Annotated in this window: 32 protein-coding genes and 2 pseudogenes; 9 read left to right on the top strand and 25 right to left on the bottom strand. The window is 52.0% G+C overall.

Translation table 11 applies throughout. The features are described 5' to 3' along the window. Nucleotides 1-50: 50 nt before the first annotated feature. Genes ADH66_RS03375 through ADH66_RS03355 form a run of 5 tightly spaced genes read right to left on the bottom strand, consistent with a single transcriptional unit; the run spans nucleotide 51 to nucleotide 2,867 of the window. Entirely contained in the window at nucleotides 51-416 is a 366-nt protein-coding gene (locus ADH66_RS03375) for a winged helix-turn-helix transcriptional regulator (RefSeq protein WP_066535687.1), read from the bottom strand. After that, on the bottom strand, nucleotides 413-892 hold the full coding sequence (locus tag ADH66_RS03370; RefSeq protein WP_066535690.1) for a YbaK/EbsC family protein: 480 nt from the start codon (nucleotides 890-892) through the stop codon (nucleotides 413-415). The genes ADH66_RS03375 and ADH66_RS03370 overlap by 4 nt, the downstream gene beginning before the upstream one ends. A 25-nt stretch (nucleotides 893-917) precedes the next feature. Further along, nucleotides 918-1,412 (bottom strand): GNAT family N-acetyltransferase, encoded by a 495-nt coding sequence (locus ADH66_RS03365; RefSeq protein WP_066535694.1) that lies wholly within the window; start codon nucleotides 1,410-1,412, stop codon nucleotides 918-920. A gap of 13 nt (nucleotides 1,413-1,425) precedes the next feature. Continuing rightward, nucleotides 1,426-2,304: an MBL fold metallo-hydrolase gene (locus ADH66_RS03360; RefSeq protein ID WP_066535695.1), complete on the bottom strand. Its 879-nt coding sequence runs from the start codon at nucleotides 2,302-2,304 to the stop codon at nucleotides 1,426-1,428. Nucleotides 2,305-2,318: 14 nt separating this feature from the next. Next, the gene (locus tag ADH66_RS03355) at nucleotides 2,319-2,867 is read right to left on the bottom strand and encodes a helix-turn-helix domain-containing protein (protein WP_236757171.1); all 549 of its coding nucleotides are present in this window, start codon (nucleotides 2,865-2,867) and stop codon (nucleotides 2,319-2,321) included. Nucleotides 2,868-3,035: 168 nt separating this feature from the next. Between ADH66_RS03355 and ADH66_RS03350 the strand changes: the two genes are divergently transcribed. The 4 genes from ADH66_RS03350 (at nucleotide 3,036) to ADH66_RS03335 (ending at nucleotide 5,600) form a co-directional block, all read left to right on the top strand. Continuing rightward, nucleotides 3,036-3,455 carry a C-GCAxxG-C-C family protein gene (locus tag ADH66_RS03350; RefSeq protein ID WP_081646301.1) on the top strand — a complete coding sequence of 140 codons (420 nt, stop codon included), beginning with the start codon at nucleotides 3,036-3,038 and terminating at the stop codon, nucleotides 3,453-3,455. A gap of 180 nt (nucleotides 3,456-3,635) precedes the next feature. Continuing rightward, entirely contained in the window at nucleotides 3,636-4,361 is a 726-nt protein-coding gene (locus ADH66_RS03345) for a LytR/AlgR family response regulator transcription factor (protein ID WP_066535699.1), read from the top strand. Then, nucleotides 4,358-5,236: a hypothetical protein gene (locus ADH66_RS03340; RefSeq protein ID WP_236757170.1), complete on the top strand. Its 879-nt coding sequence runs from the start codon at nucleotides 4,358-4,360 to the stop codon at nucleotides 5,234-5,236. The genes ADH66_RS03345 and ADH66_RS03340 overlap by 4 nt, the downstream gene beginning before the upstream one ends. Next, the gene (locus ADH66_RS03335; RefSeq protein ID WP_236757169.1) at nucleotides 5,226-5,600 is read left to right on the top strand and encodes a hypothetical protein; all 375 of its coding nucleotides are present in this window, start codon (nucleotides 5,226-5,228) and stop codon (nucleotides 5,598-5,600) included. Before ADH66_RS03340 ends, ADH66_RS03335 begins: the two co-directional genes overlap by 11 nt. A gap of 63 nt (nucleotides 5,601-5,663) precedes the next feature. Here ADH66_RS03335 and ADH66_RS03330 read toward each other — a convergent pair whose 3' ends face one another. Continuing rightward, nucleotides 5,664-6,419 carry a hypothetical protein gene (locus tag ADH66_RS03330; RefSeq protein WP_066535703.1) on the bottom strand — a complete coding sequence of 252 codons (756 nt, stop codon included), beginning with the start codon at nucleotides 6,417-6,419 and terminating at the stop codon, nucleotides 5,664-5,666. After that, entirely contained in the window at nucleotides 6,406-6,960 is a 555-nt protein-coding gene (locus ADH66_RS03325) for an RNA polymerase sigma factor (protein ID WP_066535704.1), read from the bottom strand. The genes ADH66_RS03330 and ADH66_RS03325 overlap by 14 nt, the downstream gene beginning before the upstream one ends. Before the next feature lie 103 nt (nucleotides 6,961-7,063). Between ADH66_RS03325 and ADH66_RS03320 the strand changes: the two genes are divergently transcribed. From ADH66_RS03320 to ADH66_RS03310, 3 genes are all read left to right on the top strand, one after another. After that, the gene (locus ADH66_RS03320; protein ID WP_084384263.1) at nucleotides 7,064-7,951 is read left to right on the top strand and encodes a DUF362 domain-containing protein; all 888 of its coding nucleotides are present in this window, start codon (nucleotides 7,064-7,066) and stop codon (nucleotides 7,949-7,951) included. A gap of 25 nt (nucleotides 7,952-7,976) precedes the next feature. Further along, the gene (locus tag ADH66_RS03315) at nucleotides 7,977-8,384 is read left to right on the top strand and encodes an MFS transporter (protein WP_066535708.1); all 408 of its coding nucleotides are present in this window, start codon (nucleotides 7,977-7,979) and stop codon (nucleotides 8,382-8,384) included. Between the two features lie 241 nt (nucleotides 8,385-8,625). Continuing rightward, entirely contained in the window at nucleotides 8,626-9,159 is a 534-nt protein-coding gene (locus tag ADH66_RS03310) for an MFS transporter (RefSeq protein WP_066535710.1), read from the top strand. Nucleotides 9,160-9,280: 121 nt separating this feature from the next. Here ADH66_RS03310 and ADH66_RS21590 read toward each other — a convergent pair. Both ADH66_RS21590 and ADH66_RS03300 read right to left on the bottom strand, forming a co-directional pair. Next, nucleotides 9,281-10,055: pseudogene (locus ADH66_RS21590) on the bottom strand (FeoB small GTPase domain-containing protein); the annotation flags it as partial. A 25-nt stretch (nucleotides 10,056-10,080) separates the two neighbouring features. Then, a pseudogene (locus ADH66_RS03300) lies at nucleotides 10,081-10,416 on the bottom strand (heavy metal translocating P-type ATPase); the annotation flags it as partial. A 38-nt stretch (nucleotides 10,417-10,454) separates the two neighbouring features. On the opposite strand from ADH66_RS03300, the gene ADH66_RS03295 reads away from it, so the two are divergent. Next, nucleotides 10,455-10,658, top strand: coding sequence for a hypothetical protein (locus ADH66_RS03295; protein ID WP_066535719.1), 204 nt, complete (start codon nucleotides 10,455-10,457; stop codon nucleotides 10,656-10,658). A 230-nt stretch (nucleotides 10,659-10,888) separates the two neighbouring features. On the opposite strand, the gene ADH66_RS03290 is transcribed toward ADH66_RS03295, so the two are convergent. Beyond that, complete coding sequence (locus tag ADH66_RS03290; protein WP_066535720.1) at nucleotides 10,889-11,698, bottom strand: hypothetical protein; 810 nt, start codon at nucleotides 11,696-11,698, stop codon at nucleotides 10,889-10,891. 308 nt (nucleotides 11,699-12,006) lie between these two features. Here ADH66_RS03290 and ADH66_RS03285 point away from each other — a divergent pair, with 308 nt between their 5' ends. Next, complete coding sequence (locus ADH66_RS03285; RefSeq protein WP_157130597.1) at nucleotides 12,007-12,240, top strand: hypothetical protein; 234 nt, start codon at nucleotides 12,007-12,009, stop codon at nucleotides 12,238-12,240. Between the two features lie 258 nt (nucleotides 12,241-12,498). Here the strand turns inward: ADH66_RS03285 and ADH66_RS03280 are convergent, their stop codons facing one another. The 15 genes from ADH66_RS03280 to ADH66_RS03215 form a co-directional block, all read right to left on the bottom strand. After that, on the bottom strand, nucleotides 12,499-13,131 hold the full coding sequence (locus tag ADH66_RS03280) for a DUF3991 domain-containing protein (protein WP_066535725.1): 633 nt from the start codon (nucleotides 13,129-13,131) through the stop codon (nucleotides 12,499-12,501). Nucleotides 13,132-13,188: 57 nt separating this feature from the next. Then, on the bottom strand, nucleotides 13,189-13,755 hold the full coding sequence (gene mobL, locus ADH66_RS03275; RefSeq protein WP_157130598.1) for a relaxase MobL: 567 nt from the start codon (nucleotides 13,753-13,755) through the stop codon (nucleotides 13,189-13,191). A gap of 166 nt (nucleotides 13,756-13,921) precedes the next feature. Further along, complete coding sequence (locus tag ADH66_RS03270) at nucleotides 13,922-14,254, bottom strand: DUF3852 domain-containing protein (protein ID WP_066535730.1); 333 nt, start codon at nucleotides 14,252-14,254, stop codon at nucleotides 13,922-13,924. Next, nucleotides 14,251-14,589 carry a DUF7768 domain-containing protein gene (locus tag ADH66_RS03265; RefSeq protein WP_066535733.1) on the bottom strand — a complete coding sequence of 113 codons (339 nt, stop codon included), beginning with the start codon at nucleotides 14,587-14,589 and terminating at the stop codon, nucleotides 14,251-14,253. Before ADH66_RS03265 ends, ADH66_RS03270 begins: the two co-directional genes overlap by 4 nt. Beyond that, on the bottom strand, nucleotides 14,586-19,013 hold the full coding sequence (locus ADH66_RS03260) for a SpaA isopeptide-forming pilin-related protein (protein ID WP_066535735.1): 4,428 nt from the start codon (nucleotides 19,011-19,013) through the stop codon (nucleotides 14,586-14,588). The genes ADH66_RS03265 and ADH66_RS03260 overlap by 4 nt, the downstream gene beginning before the upstream one ends. Before the next feature lie 114 nt (nucleotides 19,014-19,127). Next, nucleotides 19,128-19,904, bottom strand: coding sequence for a hypothetical protein (locus tag ADH66_RS20490; RefSeq protein WP_066535736.1), 777 nt, complete (start codon nucleotides 19,902-19,904; stop codon nucleotides 19,128-19,130). Nucleotides 19,905-20,063: 159 nt separating this feature from the next. Then, nucleotides 20,064-20,408 (bottom strand): AbrB/MazE/SpoVT family DNA-binding domain-containing protein, encoded by a 345-nt coding sequence (locus ADH66_RS03250; RefSeq protein WP_066535738.1) that lies wholly within the window; start codon nucleotides 20,406-20,408, stop codon nucleotides 20,064-20,066. Continuing rightward, nucleotides 20,405-20,656, bottom strand: coding sequence for a hypothetical protein (locus tag ADH66_RS03245; RefSeq protein WP_066535741.1), 252 nt, complete (start codon nucleotides 20,654-20,656; stop codon nucleotides 20,405-20,407). Before ADH66_RS03245 ends, ADH66_RS03250 begins: the two co-directional genes overlap by 4 nt. 12 nt (nucleotides 20,657-20,668) lie before the next feature. Next, complete coding sequence (locus tag ADH66_RS03240; protein WP_236757142.1) at nucleotides 20,669-21,553, bottom strand: DNA adenine methylase; 885 nt, start codon at nucleotides 21,551-21,553, stop codon at nucleotides 20,669-20,671. A 125-nt stretch (nucleotides 21,554-21,678) separates the two neighbouring features. Beyond that, the gene (locus ADH66_RS03235; protein ID WP_066535748.1) at nucleotides 21,679-22,065 is read right to left on the bottom strand and encodes a hypothetical protein; all 387 of its coding nucleotides are present in this window, start codon (nucleotides 22,063-22,065) and stop codon (nucleotides 21,679-21,681) included. Then, nucleotides 22,062-22,778, bottom strand: coding sequence for a DUF1281 family ferredoxin-like fold protein (locus ADH66_RS03230; protein WP_066535752.1), 717 nt, complete (start codon nucleotides 22,776-22,778; stop codon nucleotides 22,062-22,064). Before ADH66_RS03230 ends, ADH66_RS03235 begins: the two co-directional genes overlap by 4 nt. Further along, the gene (gene dcm, locus ADH66_RS03225) at nucleotides 22,763-23,638 is read right to left on the bottom strand and encodes a DNA (cytosine-5-)-methyltransferase (protein ID WP_407922903.1); all 876 of its coding nucleotides are present in this window, start codon (nucleotides 23,636-23,638) and stop codon (nucleotides 22,763-22,765) included. Before dcm ends, ADH66_RS03230 begins: the two co-directional genes overlap by 16 nt. Then, nucleotides 23,553-23,963 (bottom strand): DNA cytosine methyltransferase, encoded by a 411-nt coding sequence (locus ADH66_RS21585; protein WP_407922917.1) that lies wholly within the window; start codon nucleotides 23,961-23,963, stop codon nucleotides 23,553-23,555. The genes dcm and ADH66_RS21585 overlap by 86 nt, the downstream gene beginning before the upstream one ends. A 55-nt stretch (nucleotides 23,964-24,018) precedes the next feature. Then, a complete protein-coding gene (locus ADH66_RS03220) occupies nucleotides 24,019-24,315 on the bottom strand; it encodes a DUF4314 domain-containing protein (RefSeq protein WP_066535755.1) in 297 nt (98 codons plus the stop codon). A gap of 13 nt (nucleotides 24,316-24,328) precedes the next feature. Then, complete coding sequence (locus ADH66_RS03215) at nucleotides 24,329-25,174, bottom strand: hypothetical protein (protein WP_084384265.1); 846 nt, start codon at nucleotides 25,172-25,174, stop codon at nucleotides 24,329-24,331. Between the last annotated feature and the right edge of the window lies 1 nt (nucleotide 25,175).

Genomic DNA, 25,175 nt, shown 5'->3' with positions numbered 1-25,175 from the left:
AGTATAGGAGGCATTTGGTGAAATGTAAATTACCCACTTTTTTGTGGGTGCTAATCGGGGACTACCCCTTTTTCCTCCAAGATATGTTCCATTCCATTGGCTTTCAGATAATCAATGCCGATGTGCTGCATGATCCGCAAGGCTTCTAATATCTGTTCGCCCATATCGGAGGTCAAGGAGTATTCCACATGAAGCGGATACCCTTCAAACGACTTCTTTTGAACAAATCCGTAATCAATCAGTTCTTTTAACTGCTCTAACAGCATTTTTTGAGTGATGCCGTCTATATCCTTTTCCAGCTTTGCCAATGACGTAGCACCCAAACGGAGCCTCCATAGTATGATAGGCTTCCACTTGCCTTTTATCATGTCGTGGACAAGCTCTAAAGGACAAGTGTACTCTGTTCTCATTTTCATACTGATGCGTCCCACCCTTTGCATACGTCCACCCAGGAGATAAAGCCGGAGTATTTCTCTAATTCTGCGGTCGTCAGTTCAATGGCGCTGTTGCTGCTGCCGCAGGCGGGGAAAACCGTTTCAAACCGCTTTAGGGAACAGTCCAGATAAACGGTCACACCCTCATTGACCGCGAACGGGCATACGCCGCCCACCGCATGGCCGATCAGCGTTTCCGCTTCATCAGGGGTGAGCATTTTCGCCTTTGTGCCAAATTGGGCTTTATACTTGGGATTGTCGATTTTGGCGTCACCAGCCGTAACAATCAGGACAGCGTGACCATCCACCATGAACGAGAGCGTCTTTGCGATTCGGCAGGGTTCACAGTTAAGGGCCTGTGCCGCCAGTTCCACGGTGGCGCTGGACACTTCAAATTCCCGTACCCGATCTGCAATACCAAATTGAGCGAAATGTGCTCTTACCTTTTCAATAGCCATAATATCCTCCTCGCCTAAGTAACATTTATGATATGTTCTTTGATAGCCTTGTTCCATAAGTTAAATATGGAGCGTTCAGATATGCTTTTTTGTCAATCTGATACCCATATTTCTGATAAAACCTGATTGCTCTTGCATTTTCACTAAACGCCCATATAATAATTTCCGAGTATCCATTTTCCTTTGCCATTTGTTCAGCAAAAACAAGCAATCGTCCACCGATTCCTTTACCCTGCGCTTCGGCTGCAATATATATGCGCCAGATTTCAAAGGCACTGGCCTTATCTGTATCAGCAGTTGTTCCCATTGACAACAGCCCCAAGATTTGACCAGATTCCTCCCAAACATATTCAGATAACCGATGATTGATGAAATCCTCTCTCAACTGCTGGCTGCGCTCCTGGCACCCAGCATCATTAAGCAAGCCTTGGTTGACATATCCAACATAAACATTTTTCCAGTTTCGATTGACAATCTGAATCGCAGCATTGAAATCACTTTCAACTAATGGACGTATCATTTTATATATCTCCTTATGTTCGCTGCCAGAGTAGCATATTGTTTTCAAACAGGCCGTTCACCCTGCCAGTGTCTTTTAGCCACGCCAGATAGGAGCGGACGGTGCTGCCCACCAGGACGTATTGCTCAAAGTTCATTGTCAGCCCGTAGTCCATAAACAACCGTTGCAGAATGGCCTCAAAGCAGAGCGGTTCCTGGCAGATGCCAATGATCTTATCCGCAATCTCCAGCACCTTGTCGATGTTGTACTGTGCGAGGTCAGCTATGTCCTCGGAGGCGGCGGCGTGGGCCGGGACAAACACCTTCGCTTGCAAGGACTTCACCATTTCCAGCGTTTTCAGATAGGTGGCAACATCGTAGATAAAGCCAATCTGATACTTGTCCAGCGTTTCCCGGCTGGACAGGCAATCCGCCAGATAGACCACATCATCAGGCGTCCGAAATCCTACCATATCAAAAAAGTGTCCCGGCAGGGGGATGATCTCAAAGCCCTCCGGCAGACATTTCTTCGTCAACTCTTGGGCATCGCTCTCTTGGGCCATGAGGAATTTATGCCGCAGCTCCTTACACGGATAGCCACCATACAAAAAGGACGGCTCCAGGACAGGGTGGCGGGTAAAGGCGCAGTCGATTCCCGGCGCGTAGATTTTACACCCGGTCTGGCCCTGCAAATACCTGTTGCCGCCGATGTGGTCAGCGTTGGAGTGGGTGTTATAGATGGCGGTGAGCTGCCAGCCGTTGGTGTCCAAAAGTTGCCGGACTTTTCGGCCCGCATCCTTATCGTTGCCGCTGTCGATCAGGCAAACGTCCTGGCCGTCCAACCGCACCAGCCCGATTTTCGCCGGACTTTGGATGTAATAGCTTCGCTCCGAAACCTGGATTAGTTCATACATAATCAGCGCCCTCCTTAATGGCTTGGATAGAATATGGTGTTGTAGACCTCACACCTGTCCCCGGTCGCGTTCTGATAGGCGTGGGGAACGTCGGCCCGGAAGCGGATGGCCTGTCTCTCGCTGACCTCCACCGGCCTGTCCCCCAAGACGAGCCGCAACGTCCCCCGCAGGACAAAGATGTGTTCCTCCACACCCTCATCATGCTTGTCCGAGGAATGGCGGCACTCCGGGTCAAACTCAATGTAGAATGTCTCCACGCTCCGCACCGGGTCATAGGTAAACAGCGGATAGGCCCGCATTTTCCCGCCGTCCCCCAAGACCACGTTTGCCTCGTCCGGGCCAGTAACCGTATATTCCGCCTGCGGTTCCTCCAGGAACGCGGACAGCGGTGTTTTCAGCCCCGTGGCGATCTTCCAGAGGGTTGTCACCGTTGGGACAGACTGGCCACGTTCGATCTGGCCCAGCATGGGCTTGCTCACGCCCGTCAGCGCCGCAGTATCGTCCAGGGAAAGAGTGCGGGCCATGCGGATGCTTTTCAACTTCTCGCCAATTCTCAAATTCATAGGTTCCATTTTATATCCGCTCCGTATGTTTTAACAATTCAGAAATCTATTATAACATATCAAGCGGATAAATGGAAGTCTGAATGAAAAGTTTCTCTCCAGGAATTGAATTGCGGCTGGGCCTATGCTATAATTCAAACGGTAAATTTTTTGAGAAAAGGTGTTTTGATGAACGAATACATAACAAATCGGGTACATGATTTGTACTGGAAGGAAGATATAAATTGTGCAAGGACAGCTCTCGTCTGTTTGAGCGAATTATTTGAGATTACCATTGAGCCGCAAACAATTTGGTCTGCGGTTGGACTGCATGGCGCAGGCGGATATAGAGCGCAATGTGGTTTGGTGGAAGGTTCGCTTATGTTCATAGGGATTTATCTTCATGGGTTGGGAAAATCAGAAGATGAAATCGTATCTGCCTGCTATAATTTTGCGTCTGCCTTTGAAAAAACATTTGGGTCATTAAGATGCCTTGAACTACGTCCTTCGGGTTTTTCAGAAAGTGATCCGCCACATCTATGTGAAAACCTGACTTGTAATGGAATTGAGTTTGCATACCAATATATTTTAGGGATTACGAAACAGTAATCGGAATTTATATGTTTGTCGGGGAGCTGCCTGAAAAGGCGGCTCCCCGCCTTTTCCTCTTATGATATAATGTCAGAGATAAGCTGTGCTGTCCAGTTACGCTATTAAACCGTCCAGTCACGTCAACCGGGCTTACCCTGACAGCCATTTGAACGAATAAGCAGGTAGAGGAATATCGCCATGATGAGAATCGCAATTTGTGATGATGAAGCCCCAACCCGCACCTACCTCGCGTCCCTGATTCGGGCGCAGGACCGCCCCTGCGAGGTTGTGGAGTACGCTTCCGCCGGGGACTGTCTCGCAGACCACCGGGGAATTGACCTGCTCTTTCTGGACATTGAGCTGAACGCCGCCGGCCCGGACGGTATGGCGCTGGCCCGCCAGATCAGGGAACAGTCAGCCGTGACACAGCCGGTCATTATCTTCGTGACCGGCTATGAGCGGTATGTGTTCGATGCCTTTGACGTGGGTGCGTTCCAATATCTGCTGAAGCCAGTGAACGAGGAAAAGTTTGCCCAGGTCTTTGCCCGCGCCGTGGAACAGATCGAGGCGGGCCGTGTTCAGCCGCAGCTTTCCCATGCGCTCACGCTTCAATCTGCTGGCACCAGCCGAACCGTACCGCTGGACTGCATTTATTACATCGAAAGCAGCAATCACAAGGTTGTGCTGCATCTGAAAGACGGGGAATTTTCCTGCTACGCAAAAATCCGGGATTTGGAGGCGGAGTTAGGCGATCAGTTCTTCCGTGTCCACAAGGGCTATCTTGTCAATCTCGCCTATGTGGAGGGGTACAGCAAGACGGAGCTGACGCTGACCAACGGGGAAAAGCTGCTGATCTCCAAATACAAGTACCAGGACTTCGTGAAAGCCTACCTCCGCTTTGTGAAAAGGGGGGCTGGCCTATGAGCGAGACAGGGTTTCGGATATTCAATCAGGTGTTTTCCGCCGGGGCGGGATTAACATACGCTGCCCTGCTCACCGCCTTCTTCCGGCCTTTCGTTCCGCAGGATAAACGGCGGCGTGGGCTGCTCTTTGTTTTTTTCGTCTACATTCTTTTTGAGATCGTCTGCAATCGGGCGGCGCTGCCCCAAGGCTCTTTTGGGCTGATCCTGATGACGATTCTGCTGGTGGCATCCAAGTGGATCGGCCTGGGAAAGCCGTCCGTGTTCCTTCTGACGCTGCTCTATTTCAACGCCAGAATTTCCAGCGGCCTGATGGTGCAAAGTCTGTATTTTATCGTGGAGCGGTCAGTCCCCTACCGTCTGGAACCGCCGGAGGCGGTCTTTCTCCGTGCCGCCCTGCTGGTTGTGCTGTTCCTGCTGTCCCATGCCTCCATGCTGGCCGTCATGCTCTATGCCCTCCAACGTCAAATGCGAAAGCAGAAAATGACGCTCCATCGGCGGGAGCTGTGCTATCTTACCCTGGTGCCAACGGCGGGGATTCTGTTTGGACAGGTGATCTCCCGGCTGCTGGTGGAGTTCAAGGACGGCGTTTTGCTCCAACTCTATGAGCGCCACCCGGCGTTTTTAGCGGTGATCCCGGTGCTGGCCCTGCTGTTCTACGCTGGGGCCTATCTGACCATCGCCTTTCAGCAAGGTATGGCGGCACTCCGGGAGGAACAGGCCACACACTATATGGAGTACCAGCAGACACAGGCGATCCGGGCGCGTATCCATGAGGCGGAACAGTTCTACACCCGCATCCGTGGACTGAAACATGAAAGGCGAGGCCACCTGACCAACATCAAAGGTCTGGCGCAGAGCGGCGAATATGCCCGGTAGTACATGGGATATGTCCCAGGCCGTTGCCATCGGGGAGGACGGGAACATCTGCAACGCCTGTTCCTCCAGCGCGGGCGGCGAGATCACCTACTCCAAGAGCGGTTCTGACGATGAAGAAAGCTGGTGGGATTTGCGTATGGCCCGCCACGCCGAGTTTATGAAGCTGGCGGTGGAAAAACAGATTGAGCGCCACATACAAGCATCTCAACTGGCCGCGTCCGCTGCGGCAAAATCCCAGCTTGCCTCCATGCTGACGGGCGGGAACCTGCGGGAGATTTTCGGCAGCGAGATTGCCGGTATTCCCACCGAAACCGTTCTGGCAATCACACAGTCCCAGGTTTGGGGCGGCGGAGCGATTTTGTGATAATCCCTCTTAAATAAAGCGGAAGGACAAGGCTCGGCTGGGCCTTGTCCTTTCAGCTATTTCCTAACCTACATCGCCAATAGAATTCGAAGATGCCTTTGATTTTAATAATGCTAATAAATCTGCTCCAGTCTTTGCTTCCTGACAATTATGGGTAATGGACGCATAAGTTTCACCTGTATTTGATACTGTGAGGAAACCATATTCTGTTCCAAGTTCTGCTATGCTCAAAAAACAGGTTGCATTATCTTTGTATTGCATGATGGCTGCTTCAAGATCAAAACCAACTTCAAACATTAAAATAGCCCATTTGTTCTCGTGTTGTACCAATGTAAATGTACCAATGCACACTCCGTTAGAAATTGCAGGGGCCTTATATTGATTTATAAACACCAGGGTGTCCGATAGATTGGTGCTGTCGGCCGATACATGGTCTGGCGCATAGACGGGCAAAACATATTCAAAATTTATGCTTAGGGCCGAATCCTCTACCCACCCTTGCAAATCTCTTTCCGATATGTCTTTTTGCAATTCAGTAATAACATCCTGCTGTGCAAGGAGTAAAACAGCTCGTTCAGAATTACTATTTTGCGTAGTGAGATTAGATGGGATACCTCCCCCTTCGTCAGCAATTCGCGTTTGAGGCAGGGCATTCATAAGCGTGCTGTTTTGTGTATGCCAGATGCCAACACCCACCAATAGCATCAAACAGAAACACGATCCAATAGACACTACTTTTCTCATACGCTTTTTCCTTTCCATGACATAGTTATCTCGGCGGCTCAGAACGCTTTTCGCCATTTCTTCATAGTCCTTCATAGTGGAACCCCTCCTTGCCAAGTTCAAATTTCAGAGCTTGCTTTGCTTGGTAAATCATGTTTTCAATTTGACGCCTATTCTTTTTCAGCACAACAGCAATTTGCTCATTGTCCAAGTCCTCAAAGAATTTCAGATATAGAACCTTGCTGTAATCTGGATTGATTTTGGATAACGCCCTATGAATGACAATTTTCTGTTCCTCGCGTATGTAGCTTTCTTCCAGATTACATTCATCGCTGGACGCAGTTATATCCTCGATGGAGGCATCCGAAATCTTTTTGGCCCGCCTCATATAGTTTATTGCCATATTCCGGCCAATCGTATATAGCCATGCTTTGAAAGAGCCGCTTGCAATAAACCGTGGCTTTCTGGTGACAATTTTGAAAAAGGTGTCCTCTGCTAATTCTTCCGCAATATGAATGTTGTTGACATAGCGATTCAAAAAGAGAATTAGACCATCTTTGTAATCCCTGATTATCTCAACGATTCCATTATCATCACCTTCAAGGAAACGGCGGTAGCTACTTGCACCGTTATCCATCTATACACTCCTTCCCAAAGTTGTTCCCGGTTTCAACTTTCATCTATTAAACAAACGGACTGCTAATTTCTCTTAGTGCTTTCAAAAATTTTTTGAGAACTTTATACTCCCTAACAGGAATGAAGGGACAAACCCGGTGCTGCTCAAGGCTCTGCTGACCTCGCTGGTGAAAGACGCGGGCGTGGCCCCAGGGGACATCACGGTGTACGATGTGTCCAGACTGTTTCCAGACTATATGGTGGAGCTATGCACCCAAGGGGAGTTAAACGGCGTGAACTTTGTGGGCCGGAACAATGGCGTGGCCGACGAGAGCGCGCCTATTGTCTGGTCGCACGATTTCAGCGGGCGGGTGAACTATCTGCCCACCTGCGTGATGGAGGCCAGGTATGTGATAAACCTTGCAAATCTGAAGGGACATAGCTATGGCATCACGCTGTGCGGCAAGAACCACTTCGGCAGCTTCATCAACGGCAACGCCCTGCGCCCGCCGGAGGGGGCCAACCTTCACCAGTGGCTCACCCGGGACGAGATGGGTATCTACAGCCCACTTGTTGACCTGATGGCAAACGCCGACCTTGGCGGCAAGACAGTCCTGTATATGCTGGACGCGCTGATCTGCGCCCCCAGCGAGGGGGCCTCCATCACAAAGGAGAACTCCACTTGGCAGCAGGCTCCCTTTAATGGCGGCTTTACCGCCAGCGTGTTTGTCAGCCAGGACCCGGTTGCGATTGACAGCGTGGGCGCGGATTTTCTCAGCAGTGAGCCGACGGTCACAAACTATAACCGGGCCGCCGCCAGCGTGAATAACGAGAATTACCTGCACGAGGCGGGATTGGTGAACAGCGCGCCCTCCGGCACGGCCTATACGGACAGCCGGGGGCATACCGTCACGAACCTGGGTGTGCATGAGCATTGGAACAACAGTGCTGAGAAGAAATATAGCCGCAACCTGGGGAAAGATGAGGGCATCGAGCTGGTTCGGGCAGGTTAGGTGAAAGATAGGCAAGGAGTGCTTTATGTTTACAAAGCTGTTTTCCCGAAGGCTCTGGAGCCGGGATTTTATATTGATCGTGCTGGTGTGCACCATCGCGTCCTACACCAACAGCACCTTTATGACCCTTTTGCCGGTGTACGTGCTGGACTTGGGGGGTACCAACGCCATGACCGGCATGATGATGACCGGCTTGACGGTGGTGGGTATGTTCACCCGCATCATAGCGGCGCCACTGTTTGACCGGGTGGGACGCAAGAAAATGCTGGTGCTGGGCGCTGGCCTATACGCGGTAAATGCCCTGCTTTTCTGCTTTACAAAAGACTTGAATATGCTTTTTGCGCTGCGGGTGCTCCAGGGCTTTACCCAGGGGGTATTTTTTCCGGTGCCCCACATCATTGCGGCCGACATCCCCCCGAAGATATGCTGGTAGACGCCATGGGCCTTTTCGGTGCGGCAAACGCCGTGGTCTTTGCGGTGGCCCCCAGCATCGGCCTCGCTGTCTACAATGATTTAGGGCCGCAGGCTTTGTTTATATCTTCAGCGGTGACAGGGTTCCTATCTTTCTTCTTCTCTCTGTTCATCAAGGAGCATTACCGCCCCGCCCCCCGCGTCCAGGCAGAGCCGGGCCGAAAAACAAAAAAGCCGGGTTCGACCGGGCGCTCCTGCTGCTGGTGCTGCTGCCCTCCCTGGTGCACCTGTTTTTGTACATCGGCAACAGCGCGGTCAGCAACTTCCTTACCCCCTGCGGCCTGAGCCGTGGGCTGGCGCAAATCAGCCTGTATTTCTTTGTGAACAACATCGCTGTCATCGTGGCCCGGCTGACCGTAGGCAGGCTGATTGTGTACCTGTCCAAGAAAACCTGTATTCTGCTGGGCGTGCTGCTGTCGGCAGGGGGCACGGCGCTGATTGCCGTGGCCCGCAATATGCCGCTTATGCTGCTGTCAGCGGTGCTCATGGGGCTGGGGCTTACGGCGGCTGCCCAGCTTTTACAGGCCCAAGTAATGCTCACCACCCCCAGCGAGCACCGGGGCGTAGCCAGCACGGTGTTTACCTTTATGGGCGACATTGGCACCGGAGCGGGCGCGGCCCTGTGGGGGGCTCTTTCCGCAGGGGCAGGGTACACAGTTACCTACCTTTTGGCGGGGGCTTCCACTTTGGCAGGAGGTGTGTTCCATGGGGCTTACTGGAAACGAAATAGAGGATAGCCTCCTGCAAGTAGTGCGGCTCATTTTATATGTTCTTAAGCTCAGCTTTTGCAGAAATCTCCCCGGTTTCTGTTCTCCTTCCCATATTGCAGAGGATATTTGCTTGAAAAACCTGGTACTGCGGCGTGGATGCACCGGTGTACCGCACCTACCGGATCATGTTCATCGGCGCTGGCAGGGCAGAAATCTACCCGCCCAGGAACCTCCCGATACCTCGCCACATGGAGCGCGTGGTCGATCAGTTCCTCGATGCCCTCATTCTTCGCTGCTGAGATCGGAACAACCGGGATACCGAGAATTTCCTCAAGCTCATTGACCCGTATGGAGCCGCCGTTCGCCCGAACCTCGTCCATCATATTGAGGGCCAGCACCACAGGGATACCTAATTCCATGATCTGCATGGTGAGGTACAGGTTTCGCTCTATGTTGGTGGCGTCCACAATATTGATGATCCCCTCCGGGTGAGTGTCCATCAAAAAATCTCTTGTGACGATTTCCTCGCTGGAATAGGGAGACAGGGAATAGATTCCCGGCCAGGACAAACCTGATATTTGCGCCCTTCGGGATTTCATGCGTAGCATCGTGGGAGTGGTAGCTTCTGGCCCTGCCAAGCTCCCCCATTCCCGGATGCGCCACAGTCATTCGCCGCTGTTCGCCGTGGGGCAAAGCCTTTTTTTCATGGACCTGCTCCACGGCGATCTTCTGCGCCTCGTCAAGACGCAGGGTCAGTTTATAGCCGAGCAGTTTGATTTGAACCGGGTCGCCCATTGGCGCGATTTTTTGAAGGGTGACTTCTGTTTTGGGTGTCATCCCATGTCCAGCAGGTGATGGCGGAGCGCGCCGCTTCCACCTATGGACAATATATAGGCGCTCTGTCCGGGTTTCAACTGATCCATCTCAGCCAAGGGACCCCTTCCTTTCTCACAGTTTCTTGACGAATAGACAGCGGATGGCGTTCAGCACCGCCAGGATCATCACGCCCACGTCCGCGAAGATAGCCAGATACATATTGGCAATGCCCACAGCGCCCAAAATCAGGCAGGCAAACTTGACGCCCAAGGCCATAGTGATGTTCTGATAGACGATCTACAGGCACTTCCGGAAAATCTTAATGGCCTTTGCAATCTTTATGGGATCGTCGTCCATCAAAGCAATACCTGCCGCTTCAATAGCCGCATCCGAACCCATCGCTCCCATAGCCACGCCAATGTCGGCTCTGGACAGCACGGGAGCGTCGTTGATACCGTCACCCACGAAAGTCGATCTTTTTATCAAGAATAGGGAGGTATTGAAAAATGAGTGTTCTCGGTGGATGCGAAGAAAAGAACAAGACGCCTGTGCTGGAGGAGCGTGTTTGTCCCAACTGCGGTAATGAAGTGGAAGTGTTCACCATCAAAGGCCGGTTGATTGACGACTTCACTTGTGCGTGCGGGTATGTGTTCCAGAAAGAGGAGCAGATCGTCCCGAAGGTCAGGGATAGCAATGCTCCGCAATCGTAGGTAATCAGAAATTTATTTTTATCAGAAACAGGATTGGAAAGCATTGAAAACGCGCGGAAACGCCTGAAATGATTTTTGATAAAAAGTGGGCTTAAATAGCTACCTGTCCAAGCCCATGCTATCTATGGGGGCAACAAATTTAAAACAAAAATGAAGTGATAAAAATTAATGGCCACAATTGTTGGTTAGTCCCAACATCGTCGCCATTAATTTACTTAAAAACAGGGGCATCAGGAAATATCAAAACCTATCTTGTCCGAAACAGATTGTCCGGAAATAATTAGATTTAGCTCATATGTATAATGACCTGCTGGTAGATTTTGGGGAAACTCTACGGCAAATTTACCATCTGGTTCAGACCAAAATGTCGGCCAATTTCCTTCTTGACCAATTTCATTTCCATCATTGTCGTAAAGCTTACCGCTATGTGAGTAGTCTATGCGTTCTTGTGTAGTTAATTCTCGTGAATACAAAAATGTACCTGAAATCCCTTTTCCAAAGTTTATGATAATGTTACTAGAAGGGTTGTTTGGATCCGGGTACTCATAATAATAATTCTCATGTATCTGGATATCAGGATTAATAGAAATTTTTAAAACTCTAGCTTCGTTGCCGTTTGATGGTTGGTCAACCGTTGGTAATGTCTGTTCAGTTGGCGCCACGTCTTGAGGCTTCATCGCCGGTACCCGATTACCGCTTGTATCAGGTACTTGTATTTCATTGCCCTCAAGTTTTAATTGAATATTCTCTTCCCGCAATAGTCTATTTTCCTTTTGCAAATCATCATTCAGCGTCTGTAATTTGGAATATTCGTCTTTCAATATCGCAAAGTTCTTATCTACAGCTTCGAGAGCTTGCTCATAGGACATTTCTCTATCAACCGATTCATACCGTTCCGCAAGAACTTCCACAATTTTGTTCTCAGTTGACCGCTTAGCATCAAAGTAGAAAAACACACTCGAAACTACACCTAATATTGCAGCAACCGCAGCCAGCATTTCCCATATAGGAAATTGCCTCTCTTGATTTCCATGCGCCATCGAATATTCCCCCTTTATAAAATTCCTTTTTACTTTTATCGACATTTTCCCCTTAAAGATAAGTGCCTTGAAGATTGATATTGAGATAATGCTAAAATTATAATATTGGAGGACTTTACATGTCGTTAATAGTTTAATAAGCTACAGAAAACAGGGATTAACCTGACTGCTACGGAAGAAGGAAAATTATTGTGCAAGCAAAAAGGAAAATACCGATTGAAAGGTTATTGGAAAGCTATGAAGTTGCCCTAACACAGACAGGCTATAGCACCACCACAAAGTTGCTGTTGGTAAAACGCACGGAGCTTATGATCCGGAGGCATCTAAACGTAGGTCTGGCATATTTTGACCAGACCATCATCAATCGCTACATGGGTGAAATTGATGATAAGCATTTCAAGGGCAATATGCAGAAGAAGCACTATGAGCGGACCAAGCTAGAAATCGACCGCTTTGTCAGCTATGTCTGCACCGGGAGGATCGATTCTCTATCAAGTACGCTTCGAGGGGCAAGGCTACCCTCTGCGACATTTGGTGGGTAACGCACAAATATTTCAACTGGCTGGAAGGGCAAGGATTCATTGACATGACAGGAGTTGGAGCAATCCATATCCAGAAGTTCCTTTTGGTCTGCTCAGAACAATATCCGCCCAGCACCATCCACAATGTACGGCTGTATCTGAAGAAACTGTACGCTTTCCTATATGCAACCGGGCGAGTAGATGATAATTATTCTGTGTTGTTTTCTTTTTCAGTAAATTGGGAAATACCCAATTTGCTGCAATCCGTGCTTTCATGGACTACGCCGCTGACCGTAATTTGACACTGGTTGCCAATCTCAATAGCCTGTCGCTCCTACCGTTCCAATGAAAACTGTACTCCGGCACACTCCCAACTGCGTTGCCCTTATAGGTGGAGACTGAACCAGTACCACGTTTGTTGGCGTGGCGTGGAGTGCCGTCTTTATCAAAACCTACGAATACCACGTTGTGGTACTGTGCGGATTCGTATATCATCTTCTTATGGACAAAAGCATACAGCACATCTTTATCGATACCGCGCCGGTTCAGCAGGTAGGCGAACACCCGCCGCATATTATCGTTGGCAGGCGGCAATTCAAATTTGGGCGTAACCTTTCTTGCAGGCGACATGACGGAAAGCACACCGCCACTCTGCCCCAACAAATATTCCATTGCTTCTGGATAGGATTTGTGATAAAATTTTCTCACGAAGTCGATGGAGTCGCCGCCCACCTGCTCGTATTGGTGGAACCACAAATTGCCCCGGATGGTGACCTTCTGCGAACCATCCAGCCACTCCAATTCCGAGCCTGACTTGCGAAGTGTTTCACCCTGGCTGCGGAGCAATCCAGCCAGATCGGTGCGCCGAGCCTTTTCTTTCTGCTCGTCTGTAAAAGGAATAAATCCTGACATGAAACTCCTTTCCAAGAGGGCCGCACCAGATGGCGCGGCCCTCTTTTACGATATTTTTTATTGCCGCAAACCCTGCGCCTGCTTCTTCTCGTTGATCTTCCGGCGCAGCTTGCGGTCGACTCTTCTGTCCTGATAGACAGGCCGAACTTCATTTTGTAGTATTTGGCTTGTCTGCTGGAGCAGGCGCAGGGCGTTCATTCCAATACCAGTACCAGCAACCGAGAGTGAGCGCCCATGTGTGATCTCAACATCATCTTCAGCCACATCTTGGTTCTGCTGGCTATCCAACATCAAATCCATAGCCGCCTGGACGATGGCGTTCTTAATCGCTTTGAACTCCTTATTCTGTGACAGCGGAATTCTCTCCGGCAGGCTGCTGTTGTAGGTGCGCAGCACATTTTCACGTTGTTTGTACCATAAATCGTAAAGCGAAGAAATACGATTGTCCTTTGCAATCTCATCGACAATAGAGTCAATGATTGCTTTCACATCTGCCTTGAGATACCCATACACTTTTTTGCCCTTGGTGCGAGACAGCCGCCGGGCAAGCTGCACCAGCAGTTCCTCTAAGTGCGGATCAGAATATCCGCCAGCATTTATCTGCGAGACAATTTCAGCAAGCACATCCTTGCTCTCCGAGCGCAACCGATTTCTCCAATCGTATCAAACACCCCGCCGACAGCACTTCCGATGCCGCCGAGAATGTCCCCTAACCAATCAAAAATAGAAATCACCACCTATAAAATGTAAGCAGGAGGGGCGCATTGCCCCTCCCACTCCGTGTATAATTTTACAGAATCGTCCAGATATAGAGTGGGGCTGTCATCATGAAGATAAGGCAGGCGAACAGGATCGCCGGAGCCGTGAACTCAAACTGTCCATGCTTCTTGTAGTCGAAATAAGCGGTCCCCAGTTTGACGAAGAATAAAATCGCCAAAATCATGTCTATTACAGGGAACACCACATTGTCGACAACTGTGCGGATCTGCCCCTGCGCTGTTGTCCAGGTGCTCTGGATAGCGCCTGCCACATCGCCGGTCGCCATGGCGGGAGCCGCCAGAACCGGCACCAGCAGCACTGCGAACACAGTGCAAAGCAAAAACTTTTTCCATCTTTTTCTCATGCTGAAACATCTCCTATCACTTTTTTGATTTCGTGTTCCTTGATAATCCTAACTTTGATATTGAGATTGTGTGCCAGCTTGATTTCTGCCCTCATGCCGTCCGTAGTCTGGTCACCGAACATCCAAACCTCATCGCAAAACCACAGAAGACTAAGCCCGGCAGCCATACCCATCTCACGTTCCTCCGGGATGCTGTCATCCAAACACAGCGCATAAAAATGCGGGGTGACCGGAGCCGCCCCGCACCTCAGTGCGTATTCGCTATAGCGTTTTGCTTTTTCTAGATTGTCCTGCACGTCCCCCGAAAGGGGCGCGCAGATATACACCTTCTTCATCGCTCACCATCCTCTTTTTTCTTTCTGTTGTACATGATGATGCCAGCCGCCAACCCGCCCAGCGCGATGGCGCCCAGACCGATCCAGAAACCCATAATGGAGCGGTCGCCGGTCTGCGGGTTGCCGGGGTTAGGCGTGGTGGGCTTGCCGGGAGTGACCGGCACGACCTTCACAGTCTGGCCTTCATCGTTGATATCCTCATGAGCAGCAATCTTCACCTCGCCCTGATAGAGCGTTTCGAACACCACGATTTCCGTGGCCTGGGTGATGCCGCTGCCGTCGAAGGTGAACTTTACTACAGTTTCGCCATCGGCCTTTTCAGTGGTAAAAGTGGCCTCGGCACGGATTTCTTTATCGCCAACCTTGAACGGATTACCGGTGGCCTTGTCCATGAGGACACCCACCAGCTTGTACTCCTTGCCAGGAGTCAGATTCTTAAACGCCACCACATCGTCGATAGTAATCGGCCCGTCGATGGTAACCTCTTTTTCCTCTCCGATAGTTGCCTGGGTGCCGATCTCCGGCACATGAACGGTCACGGTCTGGCTTTCATCTTCCAGGTCAGCATGGATTGCCAGCTCCCGGCCCTCCTGATACAGACTCTCGAACACCACAATATCGGTGTCGGCCTTGATATACTTGGAATCAAATTCAAACACAACCGTGACCGTACCGCTGGGGTTCTCAGGGGTGAAGGCGGTTTCAGAACGCGCCTCTGCACCATTGATTTTCAGCGCTTCGCCGGTGGCCTTGTCCATAAGCACACCCTTGACGGTGTACTCCTTGCCCGGTACCAGATGGGTGTACTCCACTACATCTTCCAGGGTAAAGATTTCGGTGGCGTTTACCTCCTTCTCGCCGCCGATGTTGGCGGTAGTTCCCAGCTCCGGGATACGGTCATTTACCACGTTGATTTCAACAATCTGCTCGTCGCGCTCTACCTGGACATGGTGGATGTCGGTATTGGGAAGATACCCTTCGGCAGGCTGCAGTTCCCGGACGATCCAATTTCCCAGAGGAACATCCTCAAAGCTGAACACGCCTTTCTCATCTGAGGTAGATGTCAGTATGGCGGTCTCGGAAGTGAATTGCAGTGCATCCGGGCGGAACAATCCAAACAGCGCACCGGCGATGGTTTCCTGATTCTCCCGGTCAATTTTCAGGCCCTTGATGCTGCTGTAGATGAGTTCGTTGGTGATAGGTTCGCCGTCGTTCAGGGCAACCTTCACCAGCGCAACATCTGGCCCGGCATACTCGAACACAATGGGGTACACAGTATCGGGCAGGGTATAATGCTTGTCGGTGCTGATCTCCTTGACGTAATAGCTGCCCAGAGGGAGGTCGGTGGCAAACACTATGGAACCATCTTCCGCACAGTTAATGGTCTCAATCAGCCCATCGGCAGGAATAACGGAGCCATCTACAGCGGTGATATCCTCGCTGGCGTACAGGCCAAACTGCACGGTGGCAATTTCGCCGTTCATCCCAATCTGGAACCGCTCGTCCTGCTCTAACACCTTCTCCAGGTTGATTTTTATCTTCTGCCGGTCGTCGTGCAGGGTGGCGCCAGTCTCGGTGATCTCTACCTCCTGCCCAGCATAGGTCAACTCCACAGTATGCGTTTCCGTGTCCAGAACCGTGCCAAACGGGGCCTTGATCTCCCGCACCAGGTACTTCCCCAGGTAGAGGGGTTCAGTGGCAACAGGGCCGTCCTGGGCGGTCGTAAGGGTGGCAACTACCTCGCCTGCGGAATAGCGCAGGGTGCTGTCCGGGGTGACGATATCCTCGGCAGCGGTTACCTCGTAGACCGCGCCAGCCAACTGCTTTTCCTCATAGACAGGCTGATAGCTGACAGGGAGTTCAACTTCATTGCCGTCCTCATCGGTGGCCGCGCCGCCCAGAGCTGTCACGGAGGAGAATACCTCGCCCTGCTTGGTAATGCTGATGGCGCCCTTTTGCGGCATATTGGGCCGCTCTACTTCTACCACGGTGACATCACTTACCTCTGTGGAGCCAGCAGGGGTAATGTCAAAATAAACAGGCTCAGAGTTCAGCACATAGCCGTAAGGAGCCTGCACTTCCACCAGGGAGTAGCCTGTGCCGTAGGGCAGAACCTCTGGGGTAATGAGGGTGCCATCTGTGGTGGTATAGAAGGTGTCGATTTCCGTCACCGCCGGATAGGTGAACCGCATGGTGACGAGCTGCCCATTGGGGTCGTAAATCTGGAACCCGGCCCCGGCATAGGGGATAGCCTTTCCGGTCTCGGAATCGGTCTTAATGACCTTGACGTAGCTGGTGAACGGCGCGTTGTTGATAAGATACCGGTATACGCCGCCGTCCTTATTGATGAACACGTCAAAATCCTTCATGAGCTCGCGCCCGTCCCAGCCCTTAGTCTGACGGACGGTGTACACACCATAGGGGAGCAGCTTGGTTTCCGCATAGCCGTTTTCGTCACAAACCAGGTAGTCCCTCTCGGACTCCTTGGCGCTGTCATAGCTGCCAGAGGACTTCAGGAATACGGCAAACTCCGCGCCCACCTCCGGGGTCTCGATCTGCGTGGATCCATCGTCACAATGCTTGATGGGCGTGATTTTGCTCTTCTGCACGGTTTCAGGGCTGGTGAGAGCCGGGGCCGAGTTGAATTCCACCTCATACTGTTTGGGATCAGCGCCCGCGGGGTAGGAGGTTTCGTCCAGCGGATATCCCTCGCTGGGAGTGATTTCCTGAACCGTCCAACCGGAATCACACACATAGTAGCTGGTGGTAAAATGTCCGTCAGAATCTGTGGTGTAGGTGTCCACCAACTCGCCGTCCTTATACACGCCGTACACAGCGCCTGCCAAAGTGGTGTCGCCCTGCTGAGTGCCTGTTTCGCCGTCCACCTTGTTAAGAGTGATATTAAACTTCTTGAGGACATTGCGGAAGGTGGCATTGGTAACCTTCTCCCACTCAATATTGGCAGTCTGAGTGGCGGGTACAACATAGCGGACAGCCGTATCCACTTCCTCCAGGGTGTACCCGCTGCCAATAGGCACATCGGTGAACTGCGCTACACCAGAGATGTTGGTAGTGGCGTACAGATCCACAGTTTCGCCCATACTGGAAGTCCCATATAAGTGGAAACGAACACCAGAATTCAAGCCGTCCTCGCTATTCTTGGTAACGGTCAGGGAGCCTTTCTGCAAGCTGTTATTGAAGCTGACGGTCGCCGTCTGTCCGGCCTGCACAGTTACCTTCTGCGGCTCCTGGGGGACATAGTCGCCATCCACCTGCTCCGTGACGGTGTATTCTCCCGGCTGCAGGTTGTCGATCTGCACCTCGCCACGGCTGTTGGTGGTGACGGTCTGGTCGATGCTGCTGCCGGTGATGCGGAAGGTGATACCCTCCACTTTGCCGTCCTCAGAGGTCTTGACGATCTTTGCGGAGCCGTAGGACACGTTCAGCTTGAGATAGGCGGCAATAGGGTCGGTAACGGATTGGGTGTAGGTGACCGTGTTCTGCTGCCCAACGCCGGGGCCGAAGGAGCCGTCATCCCACACAACCAGGCCCATGCGCTTAGAGTCCTTTTTGCTGGCACTGACGGTTACATCACCAGTAGGAGCTGTGGGACTGGTGATGGTCAGTACGTTGCCGCTGGTGGTGAACTTCATTGCAGTGTAGTCAGAGGTAAAATTGTAGTTCCCCAGCACTTTGTTGTCATCGGTGAGCTTGGCAGTGTACTGGTTGCCATCCCATTCCAACTCAATAGTGGGAGCCTTGCCCCGGCTTTTCGCCATGAAGGACGGCACTTTGCTGTGATTCTGGACGCTGGTGACCATGGAATTATACTTGTCCATGATCCGGGAGCGCAGAGGATGCCCAGGCTTGATGAAATCAAGCACAGGATTTTTCCCGCCGGTGCTGACGTGAGCAAACTGCTCATCCCTCTCGCCAACGATAGTTTCCCAAATCAGAAGCTGGGTTGCATAAACGTGTGCCAGCTTGTCAGCTGCGGCGCTGTTCTGAGATACCCAGGTGGGATCAATATTGCCGGTGTAGCCGTACTGCAGGATGCGCCCAATCAGGGATTTGATAGTGTCCGCGTCGATAGTCTTGTTGAGCGAGGACGGATAGTTGTCCCAAAATGTTTCGTCCTTGGCGGTAAACGTGTGGGCGTTGTCGATGGGTGTACCCGGCTCAATACAATACGCCACCTTGCCCTCATGGGAGCCAACGGCAAAGGTGGCGAACATATCATAAGCCTCCATATACCAACCGTTCATGAACTGGAGGTTGTCCCGGTCCCAATGGTCGCGGTTGCTTTCCGCGTCACGGGGGAAGCTCACCATATAGATTTCCGAGCGCTCTCCAGCGGCCTGGGCCGTAGTTCCGAAGCTGACGAACATGGAAAAGCACAGAAGCAGTGCCATGACCAGCGCCATGCTTTTCCGTTTAACAGTAGACGTCATATTCTCTCCTTTTCTGCCCTTTTGGGCATCAAAAAAAGCGCACCGTGGTTTCACAGTGCGCTTGGTGTTAGTGTTAAGTTTTTGTTATCATGCGTACCCGATATAGATGTTGTAGGTGTTGTTCCCGGTGGATTCGTACCACACCCACACATCGGTGATATCCGGGTCGTTTGCATATCTATTCAATCGGCTGCTGATGTCCCTCTCCAGGCAGGTACTGTGCGGCCCGGCCCCGATGGGGTTATCCCAGCAGTCCACCGCGCTGCTTTCCAGCCGCAGGCCCAACCCTTGCGCGCAGCTTTGGGCGTATCCGATCCAGTAGCCGATGTCGAAGGTGGGTTCCTCTATGACCGGCTCCGGTGTGGGTTCTGCCGGGGCAGGGGTAGGCCCGGCAGGTGCGGGAGTGGGGACTGGCGGCTCCGGTGTAGGAGTCGGCGCAGTAGTAGCCGCTGGCGGCGGGGTGGGAGTTGCCCTTACGGTGACTTTCAGGTAGGCGTCAGGCTCGGTGGCAGGCGGTTCGGGAGTGGGAGTTGCTGTCGCTGCTTTTGACTCTATGGCAGGATTTTCTGGCTGTTTTTCCGACTCCTGCACCTCTTTCCGCTGGGCGGCAGGGGAGGCTTTTGGCTCCACTTTCTTCTTATCTGCCGTATCCAGTTTAACCTTGAGGCCAGCTGTGATCTGCTCTATGACAGCGCTCGTGTAAATGCGTTCCTCACTGGTATCGTTGGGCGAGGCTACATTCAAGATGAGCGCCTGGGGCGCGGGTTCCGGCTCTGAATGTGGTGCCTGGGGCTGTTGTACCTGGCACCCGGCGCTGCTGACCAGCAGGGCGGCGGCTATAATAGCGGTCAAGATTTTCTTCATGGATTTCATCCTTTCTTGGAGTTTTTCTTGACCACAAGCATACCATAAACTTCCGAAAAGTCCAGACCAAATCCGAATAAATATGCAACAAAGATTCAGCCAGAAATGCCCCACGATCTGGGCGGAGCGCGGATTGATTTTATACGCGAACACCTCCAATCACATGGGCGTTTCCGCTTCCCGGATGCGCGGCGGTCCAGTTCGAATTTCCCTCTTGGGCAGCCTGCCGAGACTTTCCGAAAGCTGCACAAAAGCTGCTTTCTTGAGTTCCGTGGGGAGCGAATCCAGCAGTTCCAGCAACATAGTCCTGTCATCCGCCATAGCGCTCACGGTCTTGCCCCGGCAGTCATCGCAGAGCTTCTCCCTGCGGATAACCACCGACCGCCCATCTTCACTCTCGGTGAAAGATAGCACGTCGTTGTAGACAAACCCCACCCGCTGCCGGATTTCAAAGGGGATGGTGATACGCCCTCGCTTGCCCAAAATGCGCAGCAGCTTTTTCATTCGTCCACCCCCCTTCCATCGCAGTTGGCCTCGCAGGGGCAGCCCTTGCAATCAAACTCGCAGGGGACAGCATTAAGCGGGCAGTTATCGCAATCCCGGTCGCAGACATAATCCTCGGTGCTGTCCGGGGTATCGAGGATGATTTTCCCCTCTCGAGCACTCACCTGAATGATGCTCTCCGTGCTGATGCCTGCCTCCAGGAACATCTCCAGGGGCACGGACACCAGAATAAATTGTTCATTCTTCAAAATAATCACATCCTATATTTCAAATTTCATTTGAGCGGGCTTGGATTTTTCTCTCTCGAACAGGTCGTAGTTGCCGATGAGCAGTTCCTTGAATTCCTTCCCGGCCTCATACCGCTGAGCCATGGAGTGGACTCTGGTGAAATCAAAAATGGGGAATCCGTCGTACAACTCTCGAATCTCTGCACAATCGTTGTAGGACAGCAGAAACCGGCCCTGCATATTCGCCGCCGTGTCCCGCAGCCGAACATGATCTGCCCAGGCAAACTCCACAGCGTACATATCCTCTGTGGAGAAGTACGGCGGGTCGAGATAGAAGAAGGTGTCAGGCCTATCATAGTGGTGGATGAGCGTTTCAAAGTCCTGATTTTCGATTACCACATTGGCCAATCTGCTCTCCAGTTGCTGAATAAGGCCAAACAGCCGCCGCAAGTCGAAGGGCTGGGAGGCGAAAGATTTCTTTCCGCTGGAGTAGCTATATCGCAGTAACTTCAGGTACATAGCCGCCTGGCGCACGTCGTAATCCTTGGTGATGCGCTGCCGGATGGCCTGCAATTCCTCTGCCGCTGGCGGTGGGAACAAGATTTCCGTCATTTCCATTTCTTCTTCCAGGAATCTGTCATCGAATTGTTCATGTTGAAAAAACTTCTTGATAGCCTGGAAATCCGCGCGGGAATTGAGGTTGGAAAACCCCAACTCCCGGATAGTCGCCATCGTCCGTTCTTTCATGCAGTGGAACAGGTTTGTGAGATTGCGGTCGAAGTCGTTGTACACCTCAAAAGAGTCAGGAGGCTTGCCCAGCAGCACGCTCCCAGAGCCGCCGAACACCTCCACAAACCGGCCATATTCCAAGGGAAACAGGCTGTAGATAATGGGGAGGATGGGCGCTTTGTTGCCCACCCAAGATACCGGCGATTTGATACATCATCATCTCTTTTCCATGCCGGAAATCGTCCAGAAAACGAAAAAAGGCCGGTACCAATCGCTTTCTGAACGATTGATACCGGCCTAAATTTGTGATATTCTTATTTCATGGACAGCCCGCCATCCATGTCCTCGGTTTCTACGGGTTCTTCTAATGGTGAGCTTTCAAAGCCGCCCAGACGATTCGGCACGTAGTCAGACAGCCAGGTGCCGCCGAAGGAGTCATGTGTTTTCAGCCGCCAGATTGCCAACCGGCCCATATCCACGTTGACCCCCTCGAAGGGGAACAGGAGGCAGGTCAGCCCGTCATGCTCAAAAGCCAAACAGTCACTGAACTTACTGCCGTCCCGCAGGATACCTTCCTCGGTCAGCATTTCGTTGATGCCGTCCACCCACTCCCGCAGGTCACCGCCGCAGCCCTGGAGAACCAACCCCTCGGTGTTTCTCATGTGGCACAGGTCGTTGGTCGTGATATGCTTGATACTCATAACTTCAGCCCTCCCATACTTTCTTCCTCGTCCATTTCCTCATCTTCCTCCAGCCCATCGTTTTCCCACAGGCTGTTGGCATAGTCGACAGCCTCCTGCCCAACGGGAAAGAATTCACCATCTGGCGCGCCGTTGTGATATTCCACCTCGCCGCAGTTGTACCCGATATCCTCGTCGGCCCACTGATGGGTAAAATCCAGGTCGGGATACAACTGAGCCAACTTCGCCACGATCGGTGTTGGCGGAGACCAGGCCGTCAGGAAACACAGAGATTTGCCGTCAAACTGGACGCCGTCCTCGTAGCCGTAAGCGTTCCACTTCGTACCCCAGTTTTTGATGCGCCAGTCGTACCAACTGGTGATGCCATACTTTTGCTTGTTTTGAAACGCCTGCCTGCCCAAATCCCAGGCGGTACGGTCGATATCAGGCCGCACCCGGAGAAATGCCTGCTCTGACTTTTCGGGGATATTCAGCAAGTCGAAGTTTTCCTTCTTGCCGTTAAAGGTGTAGACTTCGATGAAGTCCTTGTATGCTTTCAGACCGCGGTCTGTGCGGCTCCCTTCCTCAATATCCAACTCCGGCGGCATAGGCACCAGTTTGTTGAAATCAATGGAGCCGAGGCCATATTCATCGCTTTTGACAGCCTCAAACAGAGCTTTGACCCTGGCAGGATCGCCCTTAATCTCAATGATATTTGTTATATGGTTTGGCATGATGACCTCCAAAATATTTCCTTGATTTTCTCGCCCAATGCGGAGATAACAGGCACGGTGACGGCATTCCCAGCCATCTTATAAAGCTGTGCGTCAGACAGCCCTGTTGCGGCTGCTTTGTGGAACTGTTCATCACTAAAGCCCTGCAACCGCCAGCATTCGATAGGCATGAGCTTGCGGACTTTGCCATAATGCAGTTTGCCGTCTGCGTCTTGCACAGGAATGGAAAAGGGTGCTTGCCCCTCGACAAACACGCCCGATTTCCCACCCTTGAACTTGCCAATACCAGCATCCTGGTTGGCCAGCAGACACCTGGCGTTTTCGGTCAGTTCCGGGCTTTCGTTCAGGTCAATAAAAAAATACCCCTGATTATTTCCAGGGGTGACCGTGTGCGCGATTTTATCTCCAACCCTGCCGCGCCGGGTGTTCATGGTGGCATAGGCCAGATCGATGCTGTCGCCAGGGTGGGCAAGCTGGTATCCAGCTTTGGTCATGACTTTGATAGGCAGGGTGACATCGTAGAGACCGCTCCTGCCGCCAAAACCTCCAGCAGTGCTTGTCAGGGTGATGGACACTCCGGCTGGGGAGTAGACCCGGCACCCTTCCGGCCCTGGTAAGACTTGCTCAAGAGCCGCTCCATTTGCGTCTGTGAAAGAAAGTATTTCGCCGGAACATCTGCCTCTAAGATATCCGACAATATACACTCTCTTGCGGGATTGGGGGACTCCAAAATCCTTGCTGTTAAGCACCTGCCACGCGACATCGTACCCCAGTTCATCCAGCGTACTGAGGATCGTCGCAAACGTCCGGCAGCCGTCGATGCGAAAAAGTTGCCACGCAACTTTGCAATCCGGGAACATTTTCAAGCAGCAGAAATGCAGGTCTTTTAGCGGAGGCAAGACGGGCGATTTCAAAGAACAAAGTCCCTCGGGCGTCATCTGCAAATCCTCTCCGTTTTCCAGCGATTGAAAACCTCTGACAAGGAAAGCCGCCGCAAATAAGGTCGATATCCGGCAACGCTGCCGGGTCAATGGTTCTGGCGTCTGCAAAAAACACTTCTCCTTCCGTATCATACATAGCGTTATATGCCTGATTTGCATATTTGTCTATCTCACAGTGGCCGACGCATTCAAACCCGCCCACGGCCTCAAGGCCAGAGCGGAACCCGCCGATCCCCGCGAACATATCAAAAAATCGGATAGCCATGCGCCATCCGACCTATCCAAAATTGAAACACCTCCTACATCTTCATGCCGAAATCTTCATCCTCATCTATATCCGGCTCCTGTTCCTCTGCCAGTTCTTCCTCGGTCAGCTTGCGGAAGGAGTCCTCGTTGGGGATGAGGCCCAGCGACCGGCCATTGTCGAACTTGCAGTGCAGGGTGCCGATGTCATCGACGGTGAGCACAGTGCCGCGTGTGTTATCCTCGACACGGTGCATATCCTCGCCCATGCTCAGCAGCATAATTCTGGTGCCGGACGGATACTCGGCCTTGTACCGTTCTGCCTGCCGGTGCAGTTTATCCCATTCGTTCATTGTGATACCTCCTTCAGATTCCGCCCATCCCTTGATGGGGTTCCAAATGTTCATCTAACTCATCCTCGGTGCAGAGAAAATAATCATCACTGCTGTTCCAATACGAAACATACAAGTCGCCCTCATCGGTTTCGATGGGCCGTTGCTCGAAACCTTCTCCAAGCCCATCCGAACACTGCCCGAGGATTTCCTCCCGCAAATCCGCCATCTCGTCCGGCGTGAGCAGCTCCTTGAGGTGGCAGTCGATCCGGCCCAGGAGCCTGCCGTCTATTTCCTCCACCGTCCAAACAGCCGGCATGAGCTTATCTGCCACTCCAGGATTATCGCCCAAATACTGAGCCATATCGCCCATTTCGGGGACCTGCTCATCGGCAATGCCCAGCTCGATTTGGTCTTGGTACGCGGTCAGAAAACCGCTGCCAACCTCGATATACTCGTCGCACTCGCCATCATCCAGTTGGCCCACCAGGGGGCAGTAGAACGTCAGCTTGACCGGCCCGGCGGCCTGGGTCATGGCTTTGATATCATCGAACAGCATTTCTTTGATGAGGTACTGATTGTGGACGATGTTCTGCTCCAGGTCTGTGAGAATTTCTTCTCTGGCGGAACTGACGGCAAAGGCCACGGTGTTGGCGTCAGCCAGGGTGTCGTTCTTGCCGAACACCCGTAGCAGGCGGTTGCCGATCTTGCTGTCGGAGGACAGGGTGACTTCCACGTCCTTATCGTCATGGAGCAGGATGTTTTTGGGCGGCCTGCTGATGCCAGCCTCCCGCATATCATGGTAGAGCTGATGAATGTCGGTGGGCAGTTCCCGCTCAAGTTCTGCCCCGTTTTTGTTGGCGATTTTAACTTTTATCATG

The organism is Acutalibacter muris (genome assembly GCF_002201475.1).
Taxonomy (GTDB): Bacteria; Bacillota; Clostridia; order Oscillospirales; family Acutalibacteraceae; genus Acutalibacter; species Acutalibacter muris.
Note: the sequence above shows the minus strand (reverse complement) of the source record. Positions and strands in the feature narration are given on the sequence as shown.

Coding starts and splice junctions, on each gene's coding strand:
- ADH66_RS03375 (WP_066535687.1), bottom strand. CDS start 416: ATGAAAATGAGAACAGAGTACACTTGTCCTTTAGAGCTTGTCCACGAC.
- ADH66_RS03370 (WP_066535690.1), bottom strand. CDS start 892: ATGGCTATTGAAAAGGTAAGAGCACATTTCGCTCAATTTGGTATTGCA.
- ADH66_RS03365 (WP_066535694.1), bottom strand. CDS start 1,412: ATGATACGTCCATTAGTTGAAAGTGATTTCAATGCTGCGATTCAGATT.
- ADH66_RS03360 (WP_066535695.1), bottom strand. CDS start 2,304: ATGTATGAACTAATCCAGGTTTCGGAGCGAAGCTATTACATCCAAAGT.
- ADH66_RS03355 (WP_236757171.1), bottom strand. CDS start 2,867: ATGAATTTGAGAATTGGCGAGAAGTTGAAAAGCATCCGCATGGCCCGC.
- ADH66_RS03350 (WP_081646301.1), top strand. CDS start 3,036: ATGAACGAATACATAACAAATCGGGTACATGATTTGTACTGGAAGGAA.
- ADH66_RS03345 (WP_066535699.1), top strand. CDS start 3,636: ATGATGAGAATCGCAATTTGTGATGATGAAGCCCCAACCCGCACCTAC.
- ADH66_RS03340 (WP_236757170.1), top strand. CDS start 4,358: ATGAGCGAGACAGGGTTTCGGATATTCAATCAGGTGTTTTCCGCCGGG.
- ADH66_RS03335 (WP_236757169.1), top strand. CDS start 5,226: ATGCCCGGTAGTACATGGGATATGTCCCAGGCCGTTGCCATCGGGGAG.
- ADH66_RS03330 (WP_066535703.1), bottom strand. CDS start 6,419: ATGAAGGACTATGAAGAAATGGCGAAAAGCGTTCTGAGCCGCCGAGAT.
- ADH66_RS03325 (WP_066535704.1), bottom strand. CDS start 6,960: ATGGATAACGGTGCAAGTAGCTACCGCCGTTTCCTTGAAGGTGATGAT.
- ADH66_RS03315 (WP_066535708.1), top strand. CDS start 7,977: ATGTTTACAAAGCTGTTTTCCCGAAGGCTCTGGAGCCGGGATTTTATA.
- ADH66_RS03295 (WP_066535719.1), top strand. CDS start 10,455: ATGAGTGTTCTCGGTGGATGCGAAGAAAAGAACAAGACGCCTGTGCTG.
- ADH66_RS03290 (WP_066535720.1), bottom strand. CDS start 11,698: ATGGCGCATGGAAATCAAGAGAGGCAATTTCCTATATGGGAAATGCTG.
- ADH66_RS03285 (WP_157130597.1), top strand. CDS start 12,007: ATGATCCGGAGGCATCTAAACGTAGGTCTGGCATATTTTGACCAGACC.
- ADH66_RS03280 (WP_066535725.1), bottom strand. CDS start 13,131: ATGTCAGGATTTATTCCTTTTACAGACGAGCAGAAAGAAAAGGCTCGG.
- ADH66_RS03270 (WP_066535730.1), bottom strand. CDS start 14,254: ATGAGAAAAAGATGGAAAAAGTTTTTGCTTTGCACTGTGTTCGCAGTG.
- ADH66_RS03265 (WP_066535733.1), bottom strand. CDS start 14,589: ATGAAGAAGGTGTATATCTGCGCGCCCCTTTCGGGGGACGTGCAGGAC.
- ADH66_RS03260 (WP_066535735.1), bottom strand. CDS start 19,013: ATGGCGCTGGTCATGGCACTGCTTCTGTGCTTTTCCATGTTCGTCAGC.
- ADH66_RS20490 (WP_066535736.1), bottom strand. CDS start 19,904: ATGAAGAAAATCTTGACCGCTATTATAGCCGCCGCCCTGCTGGTCAGC.
- ADH66_RS03250 (WP_066535738.1), bottom strand. CDS start 20,408: ATGAAAAAGCTGCTGCGCATTTTGGGCAAGCGAGGGCGTATCACCATC.
- ADH66_RS03235 (WP_066535748.1), bottom strand. CDS start 22,065: ATGAGTATCAAGCATATCACGACCAACGACCTGTGCCACATGAGAAAC.
- ADH66_RS03230 (WP_066535752.1), bottom strand. CDS start 22,778: ATGCCAAACCATATAACAAATATCATTGAGATTAAGGGCGATCCTGCC.
- dcm (WP_407922903.1), bottom strand. CDS start 23,638: ATGTTCCCGGATTGCAAAGTTGCGTGGCAACTTTTTCGCATCGACGGC.
- ADH66_RS21585 (WP_407922917.1), bottom strand. CDS start 23,963: ATGTTCGCGGGGATCGGCGGGTTCCGCTCTGGCCTTGAGGCCGTGGGC.
- ADH66_RS03220 (WP_066535755.1), bottom strand. CDS start 24,315: ATGAACGAATGGGATAAACTGCACCGGCAGGCAGAACGGTACAAGGCC.
- ADH66_RS03215 (WP_084384265.1), bottom strand. CDS start 25,174: ATGATAAAAGTTAAAATCGCCAACAAAAACGGGGCAGAACTTGAGCGG.